Origin of the sequence: Bacillus sp. B28, from assembly GCF_029536185.1 — a bacterium.
GTDB classification, from domain to species: Bacteria; Bacillota; Bacilli; order Bacillales; family Bacillaceae; genus Bacillus; species Bacillus halotolerans.
Map to the genome: position 1 here is coordinate 1,600,331 of NZ_CP120511.1, position 18,391 is coordinate 1,618,721.

Here is an 18,391-nt window from a genome sequence, read left to right on the forward strand (position 1 = left end):
GTACCTGTCCTCTTGACCCTTTGTACTAATATACGAGCATAGGGGTTCAGTTTAGACCATAGAATTCCGTATACAGGGAATTCGGGCAGGAGGTTAACATGTTGGCCAAACCTAAAATCGGGTTAGCGTTAGGATCGGGAGGCGCCAGAGGACTTGCTCATCTCGGCGTGCTTTCCAGTTTACATAAGCACCAAATTGATGTGGATATGATTGCGGGGAGCAGTATGGGCGCTTTGGTCGGCAGCTTCTATGCCGCGGGGCATGACGTGGAAACGATGAAAAAAGTCGCCAAGGCTTTCAAACGGCGGATCTATGCTGATTATACGGTACCGAAACTCGGTTTTTTGAGAGGTGACCGTGTCAGGCAGCTCGTGCATGCTTATACATTCGGCAAACCGATTGAGGAACTCAAAATCCCTCTTGGAATTGTCGCGTGTGATCTGCAGACAGGAGAAAAGATTGTTTTCCGCAAAGGATCAGTGTCAGATGCGGTTCGGGCAAGCATCAGCATACCAGGCATTTTTATTCCGCAGAAGCTGGACGGACGGCTTCTCGTAGACGGCGCGGTGGTCGACCGTATTCCGGTTTCTGTTGTAAAAGATATGGGGGCTGACATTATCATCGCTTCAGATGTCTCCAGGGTTCGGAAAACCGAAAAGGCGGCGCATATTTTTGATGTAATCATGCAAAGTATGGATATACTCCAAAATGAATTGGTGCGACATCAAACGATTGCCGCTGATATCATGATTCGCCCTTCTCTTGAAACATACAGCTCCAGCTCGTTTGCCAATATTGATGAAATGATATCGGCAGGCGAGGAGGCAACAAACCGAATGATCAGCCAGATAAAAAAAGAAATAGAGAATTGGGAGGGCTAATAACTTGCTACGTAAAAAACATTTCAGCTGGATGCTTGTCATCCTCATACTGATTGCCGTTGTATCATTTATAAAACTGCCATACTATATTACAAAACCGGGAGAAGCGACAGAGCTCGGCTCACTGATAAAAGTGGAGGGGGGCTACTCGGAAACAGGGAGTCTGTCCTTAATGACTGTCAAAGTGGGACCGGCTAATCCATTTACATACGCATGGGCTAAAATGCACCCCTATTATGAAATTGTTCCTGATGAAAGCATCAAGGAAGAAGGCGAATCAGATAAGGAATATATGAAACGGCAGCTGCAAATGATGAAAAGCTCACAGGAAAATGCCGTCATCGCCGCATATCAAAAGGCAGGAAAAAAAGTAAGCTATTCCTTTAACGGCATCTACGCAAGCTCAGTTGTCGAAAACATGCCGGCGAAAGGGAAAATAGAAGTCGGCGATAAAATCATCAGCGCGGACGGAAAAAACTATCAGTCTGCTGAAAAGCTGATCGATTATATCAGCAGCAAAAAAGCCGGGGATAAAGTAAAGTTAAAAATCGAAAGAGAAGAAAAAGAAAAGACGGTCACCCTTGCGTTAAAACAATTTCCTGATGAGCCTGGCCGTGCCGGAATAGGAGTTTCGCTGTATACGGACAGAAACGTCAAGGTAAAGCCTGATATTGATTTCGAAATCGAAAATATCGGCGGCCCGTCAGCGGGATTAATGATGTCGCTTGAAATCTATAATCAGCTGACAAAACCAGACGAAACAAAAGGCTACGATATTGCGGGAACCGGTACCATTGATGTTGACGGAAAAGTAGGCCCGATCGGCGGCATTGATCAAAAAGTCGTCGCCGCAGACAAAGCCGGCAAAGACATTTTCTTTGCTCCGAATCAAAACGGCGCAAGCAATTCAGATTACAAAAATGCAGTAAAAACAGCGAAAGACATTGATTCGGACATGAAGATCGTGCCTGTTGATACGATGCAGGATGCGATTGATTATTTGAATAAGCTGAAAGCGAAAAGCACCTGATATCCAGGTGCTTTTTTTATATGCTCAAAAAACGGTGTTCATCCTCGTCATATCGTATTGGGGCATGTCCGTATTCTTGTAAATCAAACTCGGTTCTAAGGGGCTCTTCAATCGCAAGGCTGTAGATTCTGCTTGCTTTAATATCCAGATCGAGAGCGGGGTGGGAAAAGGAGGCCAGCTTGCTGACAAGCGGAACGGACAGCTCCTTTTTCTTTTCTGATAAAAAGGCCTGTCCTTTTTTCGTCATCCCAAGTAGTCTGATATAAGGCACCTCCTCGACATTGAGCAGCCGGTGAATCTCCTGTTTTTTCGTTCTCGTTAAAATGTGTGTACTCATCCGCTGAAGCCTCGTCCACGTATATCGCTTTGTTTTCAGAAACTCCATAAATTCCTGATAGGAGCTGGCTTTTCTGATTGAACGGAGGATTCTGTTCTCCAGCCCTTCCTCAACCTCGTATATGTGCTGTAATTCTAAGGCTGTGAGAGTCGAAAGACTATATTTCAAGTAAGAAAAATAGCTTTCTGGTGTATGCCACAGCCCGAAAGACTTGCGGTAATTCGCTAATTCCCGTGCAGCTGCTGCGGGAAGAAACGTAACGCAGTCTTCAAAAGACTTTTCAATCAGGGCTTTTCTGATGCTGGTTGCGCTGGCGATATGGCTGTCTTCATCAGGAAGGTCGGCATCATGATAATCCGAGGAGATTCTCGATGTCGTATAGGGTTTCATTTCATATCCGCCGGAAAGAATCGATTTCACATAATGGTACCCCAAAATATTGTTCGGCTTCGACATATCAAGTCCGTTTTCTGTATGTAAAATCGATTTGAAGGCGATAGCAGCAGCTGATGGATAACTGGCACCCTTTTTAAGCTCTTCTTTGATACATTGATCAAACGAATCTTTATGCTCATCCATTACCTTTGCGGTTTCTAAAAACGGCTCAATTTGTCCGTTCTCACTCCCGAAAAACAGTGCCTCGCATCCCAGTTTGTTCAAAGTGGAGACGCTGCCGTGTGCAAAAATCTCCGCTTTTTGCACCGCGTAAAGATAAGGCAGTTCGATTACGAGGTCGACCCCGCTTTGAAGCGCCATTTTTGTGCGGGCCCATTTGGATACAACAGCAGGCTCCCCGCGCTGCAGAAAATGTCCGCTCATCACCGCAACAGCCGTGTCACATCCGGTTTGCCGCTTGGCTGTTTGGGCATGATAAAGATGTCCGTTATGAAAGGGATTATACTCAACCACCAATCCGACAGCTTTCATATTTTTTCCGCCTTTCTTGCTATGTTTAAAAACGTATGGTACATTTGCAATTGAAAACTCTTACGTCTTTTTTGATTTAAGTGTATGCATAGTATATTCAGCTGTCAACGATGCTTGGCTGGCAGCATTATGCTGTAAAGAAAAAATATTGACAAAAACATTCTTAAAAGCTATAATCATGTTTGTTGCTTTCCTGAGGTGATACAAATGAAATGGACGATTTATCAGTTGCATCAAATGAAAAAACCGAGTTTTGAGTTTGATGAGACAGTTGAGTTACATGAGCTGACAAAGCTGAATTCTGACATTCGCCGCATTTCTCCTGTAAGGGTGAAAGGCAGAGCGGATATCAAATCTAAGCAGGTTTCGTTTGATTTTACGATCTCAGGCGAAATGATTTTGCCATGCTCAAGAACACTCGTTGATGTTCCGTATCCATTTACAATTTCGACAAAAGAACTGTTTATATTTCATCAGACGGATGATATAGAAGATGATGACGTTCACACTGTTGAGGACGATACTATCGACTTAACTCCGATCGTGAAAGAAGAAATTCTTTTAGAAATCCCTATGCAAATCTTTTGTGAATCTGAACAAGAAAAAGGAGCTGCTCCTCAAGAAGGAAAGGACTGGCAAGTCATTTCAGAGGAAGACAAGAAGAACAAAGTCGATCCGAGACTTGCAGCCCTTGAAAAGCTCTTAAAACAAGATGATGAATCTTAACTCTTTAAGGAGGTGGGAATAATGGCTGTACCTTTTAGAAGAACTTCTAAAATGAAAAAAAGATTGCGCCGTACACATTTCAAACTTAATGTACCTGGTATGACAGAATGTCCGTCATGCGGAGAGATGAAATTGTCTCACCGTGTATGCAAAGCATGCGGATCATACAACGGCAAAGACATAAATGTAAAAAGTAACTAATAAGAAAAGCGCAGGGTGAAAACCCTGCGCTTTTTCTTTTTTTCTTCCTGTCAGCTTGCAGAAAATTTGTGAGTGCAAATAGTCTATCTAATCTATTACCGGCATATGTATGAGATAAATAAGCTGACATGGAGGGAGATTGATTTGACCATTACAAGACAAGATGCTTGGACACAGGATGAGGATTTGCTGCTGGCAGAAGTTGTGCTTCGTCATATTCGCGAGGGCGGAACACAGCTTTCTGCCTTTGAGGAGGTCGGAAGGGCACTGACCAGAACAGCCGCTGCCTGCGGATTCAGGTGGAACTCTTATGTGAGAAAGCAATACCAATCAGGCATAGAACTGGCAAAAAAACAGCGGAAAGAACTAAGAAAACAAATTGGGGTTCATTCCGTCAATATGCCGCATTCCGTCAAGCAGGCTGCCCCGGCAGCTTCAGAGGGGAAAAGAGATTTGTCCATTCAGGATGTGATTGAGTTTCTCGAGCAGTTTAAAGAAGCGCCGTCCGCGCAAGAATTCCACGTTGAAAAGGAAAAAATGAAGGAGCAAATTCAGTCGCTGCAAAAAGAACTTGAGGATTTACGGAGTGAAAACCAAACATTGAGAAACCAGCTGGAGATGACAGAAGAGGACTATAAGGCACTGATCGATATTATGGATCGAGCCAGAAAAATGGTTGTTTCGAAGGAAGACGGGAGACTGAAAAAAACAGCTCAAGAAACGTAATGAACCCTCAAATGAACCGGCCCTAGAGTCATCAAAGGCCGGTTGTTTCATTTCTATGCTGATTCACCCGGTGTCATTTCGCCATCCATATCCGGATGCCAGATGAGCGGGTTTTCCCCTTTGTCCCGCGCCATGTCATATTTGACTGGTTCAAAGTTCATTTTACTAAAAAACTCTGCTGATTTAATCCGAGAATTTGTTCGAATCGGCATTCTGAATGATTTGGCGAATTCAACCAATGCTGTACCGTAGCCCCTGTTTTGATAACCTGGAAGGACCTCAAGCTTCCAAAGCTCTAAGTAATCCTGGTGTTGGTCGAAGTAAGGATTTGATTTGCCATTGACTTGATACAGACTCATTCGCGCTACCAGTTTATCCCCGAAATAAATCCCATAAAAAGGCGAAGTGCTGTTATTTTCAATGATATTTTCTTGAAGATCTTCAAGCATTGAGAGCTCTTGTATACCGTATTCTTTGAATTTCTTGAATTCTTCAAGCGTTTTATAGTTGACGAGCAGACGTTCTACTTTAATCAAATTAATCTCCCCCTTTGTTGTTCTCTACATATATTGTAAACGCTTTATTTAAAAAATCCAAATATTTAAACTTTAATTTAAGGTTTTGAAATCTCTGTGAAGTATTTTTTTCATACTTCTGCTATGATAATACGTAAATGTTAAATTGGGTGTGACATCATGAAAATTGGAATTATCGGCGGGGGCTCCGTCGGTCTTTTATGTGCCTATTATTTATCTTTGGATCATGAGGTGACTGTTTTGACAAGGCGGGATGAACAGGCCGCAGCGATTCAATCGGAAGGGATTCAGCTTTATAAAGCCGGAAAAGCGTTCAATGCTCATTGCAGCGCGGGCACAGCTATTGATTCATGTTTTGACCTTCTTGTCGTGACAGTGAAACAGCATCAGCTTCGGACTGTTTTCCCGATGCTTGAACGAATCAAAAAAACAAATATTTTATTTTTGCAAAACGGTATGGGCCATATTCACGGCCTTAAAGACTGGGGTGCTGACCATTCTGTTTATGTTGGGGTTGTTGAGCACGGAGCTGTAAGGAAATCGGATACAGCAGTTGAACATACAGGTATTGGTGCGATAAAATGGAGCGCATTCAAGCATGCTGAACCAGATCGGCTGAACGCGGTGCTCCAGCATAACCATTCTGAATTCCCAATTCGCTATGAGATGGATTGGTATCGACTGCTGACGGGCAAGCTGATCGTAAACGCCTGCATCAATCCGTTAACTGCGCTGCTGCGTGTGAAAAATGGAGAGCTGTTGACTGTGCCTGCTTATTTTTCTTATATGAAGCTCGTTTTTCAAGAAGCGTGCAGCATTTTGCGGCTGGAAGATGAAGAGGCGGCCTGGGAGCGTGTGCGTGCAGTTTGTGAGCAAACGAAAGACAATCGCTCTTCCATGCTGGTCGATGTGACCGCCGCACGGCAGACGGAGGCTGACGCCATCCTCGGATATTTGCTGAAAGAAGCACAGCTTCAAGGCTGCGACGCTGTTCACCTTGCGTTTTTACATGGCAGCATCAAAGCTTTGGAGCGAAACCCAAACAAAGTCTTTTGAGCTTTTCTGGTAACATGCTATACTCATTTCGGATAACTAACTATTTATTGGAGAAAGGAAGTTCTAGAAGATGCAGCTAACTGAACTTTCCATCAAAAATCAGAATGTGTTTGTACAGCACTATATAGATGGTAAAGAAGAAATGTCTTCTTTTTTTGATTACAGCATTCATCATAAGGATATGTGGCAAGAAAGACTGAAAGATTTATCCTCGCGGGTTTTCGCAAGAGAGGAATTGACAGCCTATTTATCCTCTTATCACAACAAATTCGGCTCAAGCGCCATGCAGCATTCTATTGAGAAGCTGAAGGATCCGTCAAGTGTTGCTGTTGTCGGCGGACAGCAGGCAGGGCTTTTAACAGGACCGCTTTACACTATACATAAAATCATCTCAATTATTGTTTTAGCAAAGGAAAAGGAAGAACAGCTGCAAGTGCCTGTTGTACCGATCTTTTGGGTTGCCGGAGAAGACCATGATTTGGATGAAATTAATTTTGTCCACACGTTAGAAGAAAGCGGTCCGGTGAAAAAAAAGCTTCCGCAGTCTTACTGGAAAAAGTCATCTGCCGCCAACACACCGCTTGACCAAGACAAATGCGCCGCATGGATAGACGATGTGTTTGCGGCTTTTGAAGAAACAGACCATACGAACACACTTCTAGAACATGTGAAACGATGTTTAAGGGAATCTGTTACGTTTACTGATTTCTTTGAACAGCTGATTGCGGATCTGTTTCAAGAGGAAGGCTTAGTATTGTTAAATTCCGGAGACCCGGGAATTAAAAAGCTGGAAACCGCCATGTTCCAAAAGATCCTCCGTGACAATGATGAACTTGCACACGCTGTTTCTAAACAGCAGGACTTCATGCGCGAAGCGGGCTACAAGCCGATTATCGAGTCTGGAAAAGAGCAGGCACATCTGTTTTATGAATATGAAGAGGAACGCTTTTTAATTGAGAAGGACAACGGCCGCTTTGTGATTAAGGAGCTTGATCTGGCATGGTCGATGGATGAACTTTATACGCATATAGAAGAACAACCTGAACGCTTCAGCAATAATGTTGTAACGAGACCGTTAATGCAGGAATTTTTGATTCCTACCTTGGCATTTATCGCGGGCCCCGGTGAAATCAACTATTGGGGTGAGCTTAAACAGGCTTTTGCAGTGATGGGCTTTAAAATGCCTCCTGTTATGCCGAGGCTGAACATCACGATAGTCGAGCGCCATATTGAGAAAAAACTGGCTGAACGAAAGATATCATTACAAGAGGCGATAGAAGGCGGGACGGAAAACCAAAAAGAAAAATACTTTGAACACCAGATTCCGGAAGAGTTTACCGCGGTGATTGAGCAAGCGAAAAACCAGATTGAAGCGATTCATAAAACCGTCCGGCAGGAGGCGCTTAAGGTTGATCGGAGCATGGAGCCTTTGCTCCTGAAGAACGCGGCGTTTATTCAGGATCAGCTTCAGTTTTTAGAGCGTACAGTGACAAAACGAATTGAAGAAAAAGAAGGCTATGTCTTAAGGGATTATGAGAGAATCCAAAATAGCATTAAACCATTGCTCGCACCGCAAGAGCGAATTTGGAATATCATGTATTATTTAAACAGGTACGGTCCAAAATTCTTCACATCATTCAAGAATCTGCCATTTTCTTTTCAAAATCAACATCAAGTTGTCAAACTTTGAAATAAAGTTTTAAAGAACCCTGAATAGTTCAGGGTTTTTTTTTATGTATAAACAGTGTAAAATGAAGTTGTGGAGAGAAGTGGTGGATAGTGGTGAGTTAAGGAGAGAAAGTGGGGCAAAAGATCATGTTTATGGGTGAATACCAGCATACAATCGATGCGAAAGGCCGCATGATCGTACCCGCTAAATTCAGAGAAGGCCTCGGTGAGCAGTTTGTGCTGACAAGAGGACTTGATCAATGTCTCTTCGGTTACCCTATGCACGAGTGGAAACAGATTGAAGAAAAATTAAAAGCTCTTCCTCTCACAAAAAAAGATGCCCGCGCATTTACCCGTTTTTTCTTTTCAGGTGCGACAGAATGCGAACTGGACAAGCAGGGCAGGGTGAATATCGCATCATCTCTATTGAATTACGCTAAACTGGAAAAAGAATGTGTTGTTATCGGGGTTTCGAATCGAATTGAATTGTGGAGTAAAGTAATTTGGGAACAATACACAGAAGAGCAAGAAGATTCATTCGCTGAAATTGCTGAAAACATGATTGGGTTTGATATATAATGAATCTTCGTGTATAACACTCTAAAAACAATTTCAATTCATCCTGATAAAAGGTGGGACCAACACAAATGTTTCAACACAAGACAGTACTTCTTCGTGAAACCGTTGACGGCCTAAATATAAAACCGGACGGTACATATGTAGACTGCACACTCGGCGGAGCTGGGCACAGTACATATTTATTACAGCAGTTATCAGAGAAAGGGCGTTTAATCGCTTTTGACCAAGATGACACGGCATTACAGCATGCAGAAGAAGCGTTGTCCGATTATCAAGGACAGCTTATTCTGATTAAAAGCAACTTTAGGTATTTAAAAGAATGTTTACATGAACACGGCATTACTGAAGTAGACGGTATTTTATTTGATTTAGGGGTGTCTTCCCCGCAGCTGGATACACCGGAAAGAGGATTCAGTTACCATCATGACGCACCTTTGGACATGAGGATGGACCAGTCGGCCACGCTTACGGCGAAAGAGGTCGTAAATGAGTGGCGCTATGAGGATCTTGTCCGTATTTTCTTTAAATACGGTGAAGAGAAGTTCAGCAAACAGATCGCCAGAAAAATTGAGGAGGCAAGAAGCAAATCTCCTATTCAAACTACGGGCCAACTGGTCGATCTAATAAAAGACGCGATTCCCGCTCCGGCCAGAAGGAGCGGAGGACATCCCGCAAAACGCGTGTTTCAGGCAATCAGAATTGCTGTGAACGATGAACTGAAGGTTTTTGAAGAGGCTTTGGAGCAAGCGATTGACGTGTTAAAGCCGGGGGGCAGGGTATCAGTGATTACCTTCCACTCACTTGAGGACAGAATTTGTAAATCTACGTTTAAAGAGAAGTCGTCACTTCCGGAACTTCCTCCGGGTCTTCCTGTTATACCGGAAGAGTTTGAACCGGAGCTCAAGCTTATCACAAGAAAACCGATCACGGCATCTGAAGAAGAGTTGGCAGAAAACAATCGTGCTCGTTCTGCGAAGCTTCGAATTGCTGAAAAAAGAAAATAACAATACGCGAACGCAAACTTAAAAGGAGGTCATCAGCCTATGAGCAATTTAGCTTATCAACCAGAGAAACAGCAACGGCATGCGATCAGTCCTGAGAAAAAAATGATTGTCAAGAAAAGGGCTTCCATTACACTCGGAGAAAAGGTGCTTCTCGTCCTCTTCGCTGCGGCAGTGCTGAGCGTATCGCTTTTGATCGTATCGAAGGCATATGCGGCTTACCAAACAAATATAGAGGTGCAAAAGCTTGAGGAGCAAATTTCTTCCGAAAACAAGCAGATTGGTGACCTCGAAAAAAGCGTTGCTGATTTAAGTAAGCCGCAGCGCATTATGGATATTGCGAAAAAGAACGGCTTGAATTTAAAAGATAAAAAAGTGAAAAACATACAGGAATGATTCAAATGCCAAAAAAGAATAAATTTATGAACAGAGGAGCGGCGATTCTAAGTATTTGTTTCGCTCTCTTTTTCTTTGTCATCCTTGGGAGAATGGCATATATTCAAATAACCGGAAAAGCCGACGGTGAAGTACTTGCGACAAAAGCGACAGAGCAGCATGAAAAGAAACGGACAATCGAAGCGAGCCGGGGCTCCATTTTAGACAGAAATGGAAAAGTGATTGCTGAGGATACAGCTACGTATAAGCTGATCGCTGTTCTTGATGAAAAAATGACAACTGACAAAAAGCATCCGCAGCATGTCCAGAACAAGGAAAAAACAGCGGAAGAACTGTCTAATGTGATAGATTTGGACAAGGCTGAAATCCTTGATCTCTTAAATAAGAAGGGTGCAAAACAAGTTGAGTTCGGATCAGCAGGCCGGGATATTACCTATTCCCAAAAACAGAAAATCGAAAAGCTTAAACTTCCGGGAATTTCATTTTTGCGTGATACAAAGCGGTACTATCCGAACGGCATATTTGCGTCCAACTTAATCGGCTATGCCGAGGTTGACCAAAAAACAAATGAAATTACGGGCGCGATGGGCTTAGAAAAAGTGCTGGATCAGTATTTGAAGGAGCGGGACGGATACGTAACATATGAAAGTGACAAATCCGGCTGGGAGCTCCCGAACAGCAAAAATAAAATTACAGCGCCAAAAAATGGTGACAATGTATATTTAACCATTGACCAGAAAATTCAAACCTTTTTAGAAGACAGTATGACAAAAGTGGCGGAAAAGTATAAACCGAAAAAAATCATGGCCGCAGTTGTTGATCCGAAGACGGGCAAAGTGCTAGCCATGGGGCAGCGTCCAAGCTTTGACCCGAATACGCGCGATGTGACGAATTATTATAACGATTTGATTTCATATGCGTATGAGCCCGGGTCGACAATGAAAATCTTTACACTTGCAGCTGCGATACAGGAGAATGTGTATAACGGCAATGAAAAGTACAAGTCCGGAACATATATAGTTGGGGGAGAACCTGTAAGGGACCACAATGATGGTGTAGGGTGGGGGCCAACAACATATCATGACGGTGTTGTAAGGTCTTCAAATGTTGCTTTTGCCAAACTGGCTAATGAAAAATTGGGCTATTCCCGGTTTAATGAGTATCTTCATAAGTTCAATTTCTATCAAAAAACAGGTATTGACTTGCCAGGTGAAGTATCAAGTAAAATGAATTTTAAATATGAATTTGACAAAGCATCGACTGCATATGGCCAAGCCTCTGCTGTTACACCAATTCAACAGCTGCAGGCTGCAACTGCAATAGCAAATGACGGTAAAATGATGAAACCCTATGTCATAGATCATATTGTTGATCCTGATAAGAAAAAAACCATTTATCAAAATAAACCTCAGTCCGCCGGTACCCCAATTTCTGCGGATACCGCTAAAAAGGTTCGTAATATTTTAGGTGATGTCGTTACCTCTGATATCGGTACTGGACAGCCATATAAAATTGAAGGTTTTGATGTGGCTGTTAAAACCGGAACAGCGCAAATTGCCGGACAAAACGGTTATCTATCTGGACGCGATAATTACGTATTTTCTGTGATGGGAATGGCGCCTAAAGATGATCCTGAGCTGCTGATCTATGTTGCAGTGCAGCAGCCGCAATTAGAAAATGATGAAACAGGTTCTAATCCAGTCTCTGAAATTTTCAATCCGACAATGAAAAACAGTTTGCATTATCTGAACATTGAACCGACTGAAACGTCTGATTCAAATAAGGAAGAAATGAAAGCGCAGGCGATGCCTGACTTAACAGATCAAACTGTAACAGGTGCTCAAAAGAAAGCAAAAGACGAAAATCTCACACCGATTGTGATCGGAAGTGATATTGCGGTAAAAGAGCAATATCCAAAAACGGGTGAGGAAGTTTTGACCAATCAGAAGGTCTTCCTGAAAACGGGCGGCAAAATCAAAATGCCTGATATGACAGGCTGGTCGAGAAGAGAGGTTCTTCAATACGGCGATTTGGCAGGAATTCATATTGAAGTGAGCGGACAAGGTTACGCTGTGAGCCAAAGCGTTAAGAAGGACAAAGAAATAAAAGACGGAACTGTGATTAAGGTGAAGTTTAAGAATCCTGATTAAATAGAAAGAAAGCTTACCCCGTCGGGTAAGCTTTCTTTTTTTATATCTCCAAAGAGGAGCGCCGTTCTACCTGTCCATACGCAGGCATAAAATGAAACAAGCCTAAATAAGGAGTGAACGGTGCCTTGCGCGTCTCGAATGTAACGGTTAGAAAACGTTTATTATTTGTTTTGCTTTTTGGAGTGATCGTATTTCTGATCATTGATACAAGGCTGGGGTATGTTCAGTTTGTCATGGGGGAGAAACTGACTTCTTTGGCGAAGGATTCCTGGAGCCGGAACCTGCCGTTTGAGCCGGAACGGGGAGAGATCCTTGATCGGAACGGCGTTAAGCTTGCCACAAATAAAAGTGCACCGACCGTATTTGTCGTGCCGCGCCAAGTCCAGAATCCGCTGAAAACGAGCAAACAGCTGGCTGCGGTGTTAAATATGTCTGAAGAAAAAGTATATAAGCACGTCACGAAAAAAGCATCGATAGAAAAGATTACGCCAGAAGGGAGAAAAATTTCAAATGAGAAGGCAAAAGAAATTAAAGCGCTCGATTTAAAAGGGGTGTATGTAGCGGAGGATAGTATCCGCCATTATCCGTTCGGCAGCTTTTTATCTCATGTGCTTGGGTTTGCAGGTATTGATAACCAAGGACTTCTTGGGCTTGAAGCCTATTATGATAATGATTTAAAAGGAGAAAAAGGCTCTGTTAAGTTTTATACAGATGCCAAAGGGAAGAAAATGCCCGATGAAGCGGATGACTACACGCCTCCTAAGGATGGACTCGATATGAAGCTGACTGTGGATTCGAAGGTGCAAACCATAATGGAACGAGAGCTTGATAATGCTGAAGCTAAATATCATCCAGACGGTATGATTGCAGTCGCAATGAATCCGAAAAACGGAGAAATACTTGGAATGGCAAGCAGACCTGACTTTGATCCGGCTGACTACCAATCTGTTGACCCGTCCGTTTACAATCGGAATCTCCCTGTATGGAGCACATACGAGCCGGGTTCTACCTTTAAGATTATTACACTTGCGGCGGCTCTGGAGGAGCAAAAAGTCAACTTAAAACGCGACCAATTTTATGATAAAGGGCATGCAGAAGTAGACGGAGCAAGACTGCGCTGTTGGAAAAGGGGCGGCCACGGGCTGCAAACGTACCTTGAAGTTGTGCAAAACTCCTGTAACCCCGGCTTCGTTGAATTGGGCGAGAGATTGGGCAAAGAAAAGCTATTCAAATATATAAAAGGCTTTGGATTTGGCCAAAAAACCGGGATTGACCTGCAGGGGGAAGGAACAGGGATTTTATTTCCGCTTGACAGAGTAGGCCCGGTTGAGCAAGCGACAACCGCCTTCGGACAGGGAGTATCCGTCACGCCGATTCAGCAGGTTGCAGCCGTTTCTGCCGCTGTTAACGGCGGCACGCTCTACACACCTTATATAGCAAAAGAGTGGCTTGATCCGGTCACCAAAAAAACTGTCAAAAAACAATCGCCAATCGCCAAGAAACAAGTCATTTCTAAGGAAACATCAAAACAAATCCGCTATGCTTTAGAAAGCGTCGTTGCAGAAGGCACCGGACGCAATGCGTTTGTCGAAGGCTATCGTGTCGGCGGAAAAACAGGAACAGCACAAAAGGTTAAAGATGGAAAATACCTCGAAAACAACCACATTGTATCATTTATCGGTTTCGCTCCGGCGGACGATCCGAGTCTTGTCGTCTATGTCGCGGTGGATAACCCGAAAGGCACGATTCAGTTTGGCGGAACCGTTGCAGCGCCTATTGTGGGAAGTATTATGAGAGACAGCCTGCCGGAGCTTGGTGTTAAGCCTAGGAAAAATCAAATCGAAAAAAAATACCAATGGAACGACACAAAAACAATAGAAGTTCCGAATGTTGTAGGGATGTCTGTCTCAGATCTTGAGTCACTCTTGGTGAATCTGAATATAGATGCTTCCGGAAAAGGAAGCAAAATCGTCAAACAATCACCAGCTGCAGGAACAAAAGTAAAAGAGGGCTCTAAGATACGTGTTTATTTGACTGAAGAAGATGAAAAGGAGGCAGCCGATTAATTCGGGCTGCCTATTATTTTATTGCAGAAAAATGCTGATATCTTTCAAGATTAGCTGGATGTATCCTTTTTTTTACGCTAAAATATGAACTGTATGCTTAAAAGTCATTATCACATCATTTGATGTGACTTCAATGATAAAAAGAACGAATAGAATGTTGAGAGGTTTGATACGATGAAACTTACAAAGCTGCTTACATACTTAACAACCGAACCTTCTGTAAATGACTCACAAGACCCTGAAATAACTTCAATTGAGATGGACTCCAGGGAAGTAAAGAAAGGGAGTCTTTTTGTATGTGTAAAAGGGTATACGGTAGATGGCCATGATTTTGCGCAAAAAGCAGTTGAAAACGGCGCAGCGGCTATTGTGGCTGAAAAGGAGCTTGATGTGGATGTGCCTGTCATCATTGTCCGGCAGTCACTGCGGGCGCTCAGCGTTTTGTCTGATGCGTTTTACGGACAGCCGACAAAGAAACTGCAGCTGATCGGAATAACGGGCACAAACGGAAAAACTTCTACGACCCATATGGTTGATGAGATTCTCAAAAAAGCGGGGAAACGAACAGGCTTAATCGGCACGATGTACATTAAAATCGATGACGAAACACTTCCCGTTAAAAACACGACACCGGAAAGCGTCACGTTGCAGCAAACATTTAAAAAAATGAATGACAAGCACGTCGACACGGCCATCATGGAGGTTTCTTCTCACGCTTTGTCACTGGGACGGGTTCACGGCTGTGATTATGACATTGCCGTGTTTACGAACTTAACACAGGATCACCTTGACTATCACAAAACGATGGATGAGTACCGACAGGCAAAAAGTCTGCTGTTTTCTCAGCTTGGCGGGGCATTCAACCATGAAAATCCAAAACGGGCTGTTTTAAACGCGGATGATGAGGCAAGCGCTTATTTTGAAAAGGTCACTGCGGCACATATTTCTACATATGGAATTAAAAACAATGCTGATGTAATGGCGAAAGATATCAAAACCACTGCACAGGGCACGAGTTTTCAACTGGTGACGAACAAAGGCACTAAGCACATCACGATGTCGCTCGTTGGACAGTTTAACGTGTATAACGTGCTCGCTGCTGTTGCGACTTGTATTGCGGCAGGCATTCCGTTTGAAACCATTACAGAAGCCGTGGAAGAATTGCATGGCGTAAGAGGCCGTTTTGAACTGGTTAATCAGCAGCAGGAATTTCCGGTTATAGTTGATTACGCGCATACGCCGGACAGCCTTGAAAACGTGCTGAAGACATGCAGAGACATGGCGGAAGGAAAGCTTTTTGTCGTTGTCGGCTGCGGCGGAGACAGAGATAAGACGAAACGCCCGAAAATGGCGAAAATCGCTGTTGAGCTGGCTGACGAACCGATTTTCACTTCAGATAATCCAAGAAGCGAAGATCCGCGTGCCATTTTAAGAGATATGGAAGCAGGGGTAGAGAACGAATACTACCACAGCATCGCAAATCGCGAGCAGGCGATCTTCTTTGCCATTGCCAACGCCAAAAAAGGCGACGTTGTCCTCATTGCCGGGAAAGGCCATGAAACCTATCAGCAGATTGGGAACGAAACTTTTGACTTTGACGATGCCGAAGTGGCGGCAAGAGCGATTGTCGAACTGAATAAAAATAAGACGAATTCATAGGAAAGAGATGTTATTGAATGATGGAGCTTGAAAAGATTTTTCATATGGAAAAAAATCATGAATATGATAACTACGTATGTCGTTTGAAAGAAACAGGAGGAGAAAAGGACAATGCTTGAGCAAGTCATTCTGTTTACAATTTTAATGGGTTTTTTAATCAGTGTTCTGCTCTCTCCGATTCTTATTCCGTTTTTAAGAAGATTAAAATTCGGCCAGAGTATTAGAGAAGAAGGACCGAAATCACACCAGAAAAAATCAGGGACACCGACAATGGGCGGAGTCATGATCATACTGTCTATCATTGTGACAACAATTGTGATGACACAGAAGTTTTCAGAAATAAGCCCGGAAATGTTCCTGCTGCTGTTTGTCACGATCGGTTACGGTTTACTCGGCTTTTTGGATGATTACATCAAAGTCGTCATGAAACGAAATCTCGGTCTGACGTCAAAGCAAAAACTGATCGGACAAATTATCATCGCAATTGTGTTTTATGCGGTGTATCATTACTACAATTTTGCGACGGATATCCGCATTCCTGGGACTGATCTGTCATTTGATCTTGGATGGTCTTACTTTATCCTTGTGCTATTTATGCTTGTCGGCGGATCAAACGCCGTCAACCTGACTGACGGTCTTGACGGTTTATTATCAGGTACGGCAGCTATTGCTTTTGGCGCCTTTGCCATCCTGGCTTGGAATCAATCCCAATATGATGTTGCTATTTTCTCAGTCGCGGTTGTCGGAGCGGTGCTGGGCTTCCTGGTATTCAATGCGCATCCAGCCAAAGTGTTTATGGGAGATACAGGATCACTTGCATTGGGAGGAGCAATCGTCACCATTGCCATTTTAACGAAATTAGAAATCCTGCTGGTCATTATCGGCGGTGTATTCGTCATTGAGACATTATCCGTTATTTTGCAGGTCATCAGCTTTAAAACGACAGGTAAACGAATCTTTAAAATGAGTCCGCTTCACCACCATTATGAGCTTGTCGGGTGGTCTGAATGGAGAGTTGTTGTAACATTTTGGGCTGCGGGACTTTTGCTTGCCGTATTAGGAATTTACATCGAGGTGTGGTTATAAGTGGAAAACGATCTATTTTTGCAAAATCAGCATTTTTTAGTCCTTGGGCTCGCGAAAAGCGGGTTTGCGGCGGCGTCTATTCTTCATGAAAAAGGTGTTTATGTTACAGTCAACGACCAAAAGCCTTTTGATGAGAACGAACCAGCCCAGAAACTTTCTGAAAAAGGGGTCGAAGTTGTCTGCGGAGAGCACCCTGTTTCTCTGTTCGATCAGCATCAGATTACTGTACTGATCAAAAACCCGGGAATTCCATATGAAAATATTATGGTTCAGGAAGCAGAAAAAAGAGGCATACCGATTTGGACAGAAATTGAGCTTGCCTACCATCTGACTAATGCCAAATTTATCGGGATTACCGGATCGAATGGAAAAACGACAACGACGACGCTGATTTATGAAATGCTGAAGGCAGACTCTCAAAAGACGCTGATCGCCGGAAACATCGGTACAGTCGCAAGTGAGGTTGCCTATCACGCTGATGGAGATGAATGGATCGTAACGGAACTTTCGTCATTTCAGCTGATGGGGACGCACGACTTCAGGCCTGAAATCAGCCTGATTTTAAACGTGTTTGATGCCCATCTGGATTATCATCATACGAGAGAAAACTATGAAAAAGCGAAACAGAAAGTGTATCTGCATCAGAAAGCTTCAGATAAAGCAATTGTCAACCAGGATGATGAAACAGTTGTCCGCCTGGCTGAAGCCGGAGAAGCCGGAATTGTTCCTTTTTCAGTACGCAAACAGCTTGAACACGGCGCTTATGTAAAAGACGGCATGATTATGTACAGCGGCGAAGCTATTCTTCCTCTGGAAGAGGTTGTGCTGCCGGGTGCGCATAATCTGGAGAACATTTTAGCTGCGATTGCGGCAGTGAAAACGGCTGGAGCGTCCAACGAGGCCATCAAAAAAGTGCTGACAAGCTTTACCGGCGTCAAGCACCGTCTCCAGTATGTCACAACGGTGAAGAACCGTAAGTTTTATAATGACAGCAAAGCAACAAACGTTTTGGCGACAAGCAAGGCGCTTTCGGCTTTTGAAAAACCTGTCATCCTGCTTGCAGGCGGACTGGATCGCGGAAACGGGTTTGACGACTTAAAGCCTTACATGAAGCACGTCAAAGCGGTGCTTACATTCGGACAGACAGCACCGAAACTCGAACAGCTCGGAAATGAGCTGGGAATACAACATGTCAAACGTGTCGATAATGTTGAACAAGCAGTATCTGCGGCGTTTGCGCTCTCAAATGAAGGAGATGTCATTCTGCTTTCACCTGCGTGTGCGAGCTGGGATCAATTCAAAACATTTGAAGAACGCGGTGACATGTTTATAGACGCCGTGCATATGCTTAAGTAAGGGCTTGTCT

Annotated in this window: 17 protein-coding genes and 1 pseudogene; 15 read left to right on the forward strand and 3 right to left on the reverse strand. The window is 43.5% G+C overall.

The window, feature by feature from the left end; all coding sequences use genetic code 11:
- Nucleotides 1–101: 101 nt before the first annotated feature.
- Together P3L57_RS08110 and ddcP are read left to right on the forward strand one after the other, a co-directional pair.
- Complete coding sequence (locus P3L57_RS08110; protein ID WP_044156759.1) at nucleotides 102–881, forward strand: patatin-like phospholipase family protein; 780 nt, start codon at nucleotides 102–104, stop codon at nucleotides 879–881.
- A gap of 4 nt (nucleotides 882–885) precedes the next feature.
- Nucleotides 886–1,911 (forward strand): protease DdcP, encoded by a 1,026-nt coding sequence (gene ddcP / locus P3L57_RS08115; RefSeq protein WP_044155992.1) that lies wholly within the window; start codon nucleotides 886–888, stop codon nucleotides 1,909–1,911.
- Nucleotides 1,912–1,927: 16 nt separating this feature from the next.
- Here ddcP and P3L57_RS08120 read toward each other — a convergent pair whose 3' ends face one another.
- On the reverse strand, nucleotides 1,928–3,175 hold the full coding sequence (locus tag P3L57_RS08120; protein WP_059292832.1) for a nucleotidyltransferase: 1,248 nt from the start codon (nucleotides 3,173–3,175) through the stop codon (nucleotides 1,928–1,930).
- Nucleotides 3,172–3,355 (reverse strand): annotated as a pseudogene (locus tag P3L57_RS08125) (hypothetical protein). The gene P3L57_RS08120 and the pseudogene P3L57_RS08125 overlap by 4 nt, the downstream one beginning before the upstream one ends.
- A gap of 27 nt (nucleotides 3,356–3,382) precedes the next feature.
- On the opposite strand from P3L57_RS08125, the gene P3L57_RS08130 reads away from it, so the two are divergent.
- From P3L57_RS08130 to gerR, 3 genes are all read left to right on the forward strand, one after another.
- Nucleotides 3,383–3,901 (forward strand): YceD family protein, encoded by a 519-nt coding sequence (locus tag P3L57_RS08130; RefSeq protein ID WP_024121301.1) that lies wholly within the window; start codon nucleotides 3,383–3,385, stop codon nucleotides 3,899–3,901.
- 21 nt (nucleotides 3,902–3,922) lie between these two features.
- The gene (gene rpmF, locus P3L57_RS08135) at nucleotides 3,923–4,102 is read left to right on the forward strand and encodes a 50S ribosomal protein L32 (protein WP_003154457.1); all 180 of its coding nucleotides are present in this window, start codon (nucleotides 3,923–3,925) and stop codon (nucleotides 4,100–4,102) included.
- 144 nt (nucleotides 4,103–4,246) lie between these two features.
- The gene (gene gerR, locus P3L57_RS08140; protein ID WP_069486497.1) at nucleotides 4,247–4,828 is read left to right on the forward strand and encodes a sporulation-specific transcriptional regulator GerR; all 582 of its coding nucleotides are present in this window, start codon (nucleotides 4,247–4,249) and stop codon (nucleotides 4,826–4,828) included.
- 53 nt (nucleotides 4,829–4,881) lie between these two features.
- Here gerR and P3L57_RS08145 read toward each other — a convergent pair whose 3' ends face one another.
- On the reverse strand, nucleotides 4,882–5,364 hold the full coding sequence (locus P3L57_RS08145; protein ID WP_044155988.1) for an N-acetyltransferase: 483 nt from the start codon (nucleotides 5,362–5,364) through the stop codon (nucleotides 4,882–4,884).
- A gap of 159 nt (nucleotides 5,365–5,523) precedes the next feature.
- Between P3L57_RS08145 and P3L57_RS08150 the strand changes: the two genes are divergently transcribed.
- From P3L57_RS08150 to murD, 10 genes are all read left to right on the forward strand, one after another.
- A complete protein-coding gene (locus P3L57_RS08150; protein ID WP_069486498.1) occupies nucleotides 5,524–6,420 on the forward strand; it encodes a 2-dehydropantoate 2-reductase in 897 nt (298 codons plus the stop codon).
- Between the two features lie 70 nt (nucleotides 6,421–6,490).
- Complete coding sequence (bshC, locus tag P3L57_RS08155) at nucleotides 6,491–8,110, forward strand: bacillithiol biosynthesis cysteine-adding enzyme BshC (protein ID WP_069486499.1); 1,620 nt, start codon at nucleotides 6,491–6,493, stop codon at nucleotides 8,108–8,110.
- A 125-nt stretch (nucleotides 8,111–8,235) separates the two neighbouring features.
- Nucleotides 8,236–8,667, forward strand: a complete 432-nt coding sequence (mraZ, locus tag P3L57_RS08160) for a division/cell wall cluster transcriptional repressor MraZ (RefSeq protein ID WP_003221402.1) — start codon at nucleotides 8,236–8,238, stop codon at nucleotides 8,665–8,667.
- Nucleotides 8,668–8,735: 68 nt separating this feature from the next.
- Nucleotides 8,736–9,671, forward strand: a complete 936-nt coding sequence (gene rsmH, locus P3L57_RS08165; protein ID WP_044155985.1) for a 16S rRNA (cytosine(1402)-N(4))-methyltransferase RsmH — start codon at nucleotides 8,736–8,738, stop codon at nucleotides 9,669–9,671.
- 39 nt (nucleotides 9,672–9,710) lie between these two features.
- Nucleotides 9,711–10,064 (forward strand): cell division protein FtsL, encoded by a 354-nt coding sequence (gene ftsL, locus P3L57_RS08170; RefSeq protein ID WP_059292828.1) that lies wholly within the window; start codon nucleotides 9,711–9,713, stop codon nucleotides 10,062–10,064.
- Nucleotides 10,065–10,069: 5 nt separating this feature from the next.
- Nucleotides 10,070–12,214, forward strand: coding sequence for a penicillin-binding protein 2B (pbpB, locus tag P3L57_RS08175; RefSeq protein WP_069486500.1), 2,145 nt, complete (start codon nucleotides 10,070–10,072; stop codon nucleotides 12,212–12,214).
- Nucleotides 12,215–12,339: 125 nt separating this feature from the next.
- Nucleotides 12,340–14,280 carry a stage V sporulation protein D gene (locus P3L57_RS08180; RefSeq protein WP_044155982.1) on the forward strand — a complete coding sequence of 647 codons (1,941 nt, stop codon included), beginning with the start codon at nucleotides 12,340–12,342 and terminating at the stop codon, nucleotides 14,278–14,280.
- 174 nt (nucleotides 14,281–14,454) lie between these two features.
- Nucleotides 14,455–15,939, forward strand: a complete 1,485-nt coding sequence (locus P3L57_RS08185; RefSeq protein ID WP_059335837.1) for a UDP-N-acetylmuramoyl-L-alanyl-D-glutamate--2,6-diaminopimelate ligase — start codon at nucleotides 14,455–14,457, stop codon at nucleotides 15,937–15,939.
- A 111-nt stretch (nucleotides 15,940–16,050) separates the two neighbouring features.
- Entirely contained in the window at nucleotides 16,051–17,025 is a 975-nt protein-coding gene (gene mraY / locus P3L57_RS08190; protein ID WP_044155979.1) for a phospho-N-acetylmuramoyl-pentapeptide-transferase, read from the forward strand.
- Nucleotides 17,026–18,381 carry a UDP-N-acetylmuramoyl-L-alanine--D-glutamate ligase gene (gene murD / locus P3L57_RS08195; protein WP_044155978.1) on the forward strand — a complete coding sequence of 452 codons (1,356 nt, stop codon included), beginning with the start codon at nucleotides 17,026–17,028 and terminating at the stop codon, nucleotides 18,379–18,381.
- Nucleotides 18,382–18,391 lie beyond the last annotated feature (10 nt).

Excerpts from the sequence above, each read along its gene's own strand:
- P3L57_RS08120 (WP_059292832.1), bottom strand. The coding sequence starts at position 3,175 with ATGAAAGCTGTCGGATTGGTGGTTGAGTATAATCCCTTTCATAACGGA.
- P3L57_RS08130 (WP_024121301.1), top strand. The coding sequence starts at position 3,383 with ATGAAATGGACGATTTATCAGTTGCATCAAATGAAAAAACCGAGTTTT.
- rpmF (WP_003154457.1), top strand. The coding sequence starts at position 3,923 with ATGGCTGTACCTTTTAGAAGAACTTCTAAAATGAAAAAAAGATTGCGC.
- P3L57_RS08150 (WP_069486498.1), top strand. The coding sequence starts at position 5,524 with ATGAAAATTGGAATTATCGGCGGGGGCTCCGTCGGTCTTTTATGTGCC.
- bshC (WP_069486499.1), top strand. The coding sequence starts at position 6,491 with ATGCAGCTAACTGAACTTTCCATCAAAAATCAGAATGTGTTTGTACAG.
- mraZ (WP_003221402.1), top strand. The coding sequence starts at position 8,236 with ATGTTTATGGGTGAATACCAGCATACAATCGATGCGAAAGGCCGCATG.
- rsmH (WP_044155985.1), top strand. The coding sequence starts at position 8,736 with ATGTTTCAACACAAGACAGTACTTCTTCGTGAAACCGTTGACGGCCTA.
- ftsL (WP_059292828.1), top strand. The coding sequence starts at position 9,711 with ATGAGCAATTTAGCTTATCAACCAGAGAAACAGCAACGGCATGCGATC.
- pbpB (WP_069486500.1), top strand. The coding sequence starts at position 10,070 with ATGCCAAAAAAGAATAAATTTATGAACAGAGGAGCGGCGATTCTAAGT.
- P3L57_RS08185 (WP_059335837.1), top strand. The coding sequence starts at position 14,455 with ATGAAACTTACAAAGCTGCTTACATACTTAACAACCGAACCTTCTGTA.
- mraY (WP_044155979.1), top strand. The coding sequence starts at position 16,051 with ATGCTTGAGCAAGTCATTCTGTTTACAATTTTAATGGGTTTTTTAATC.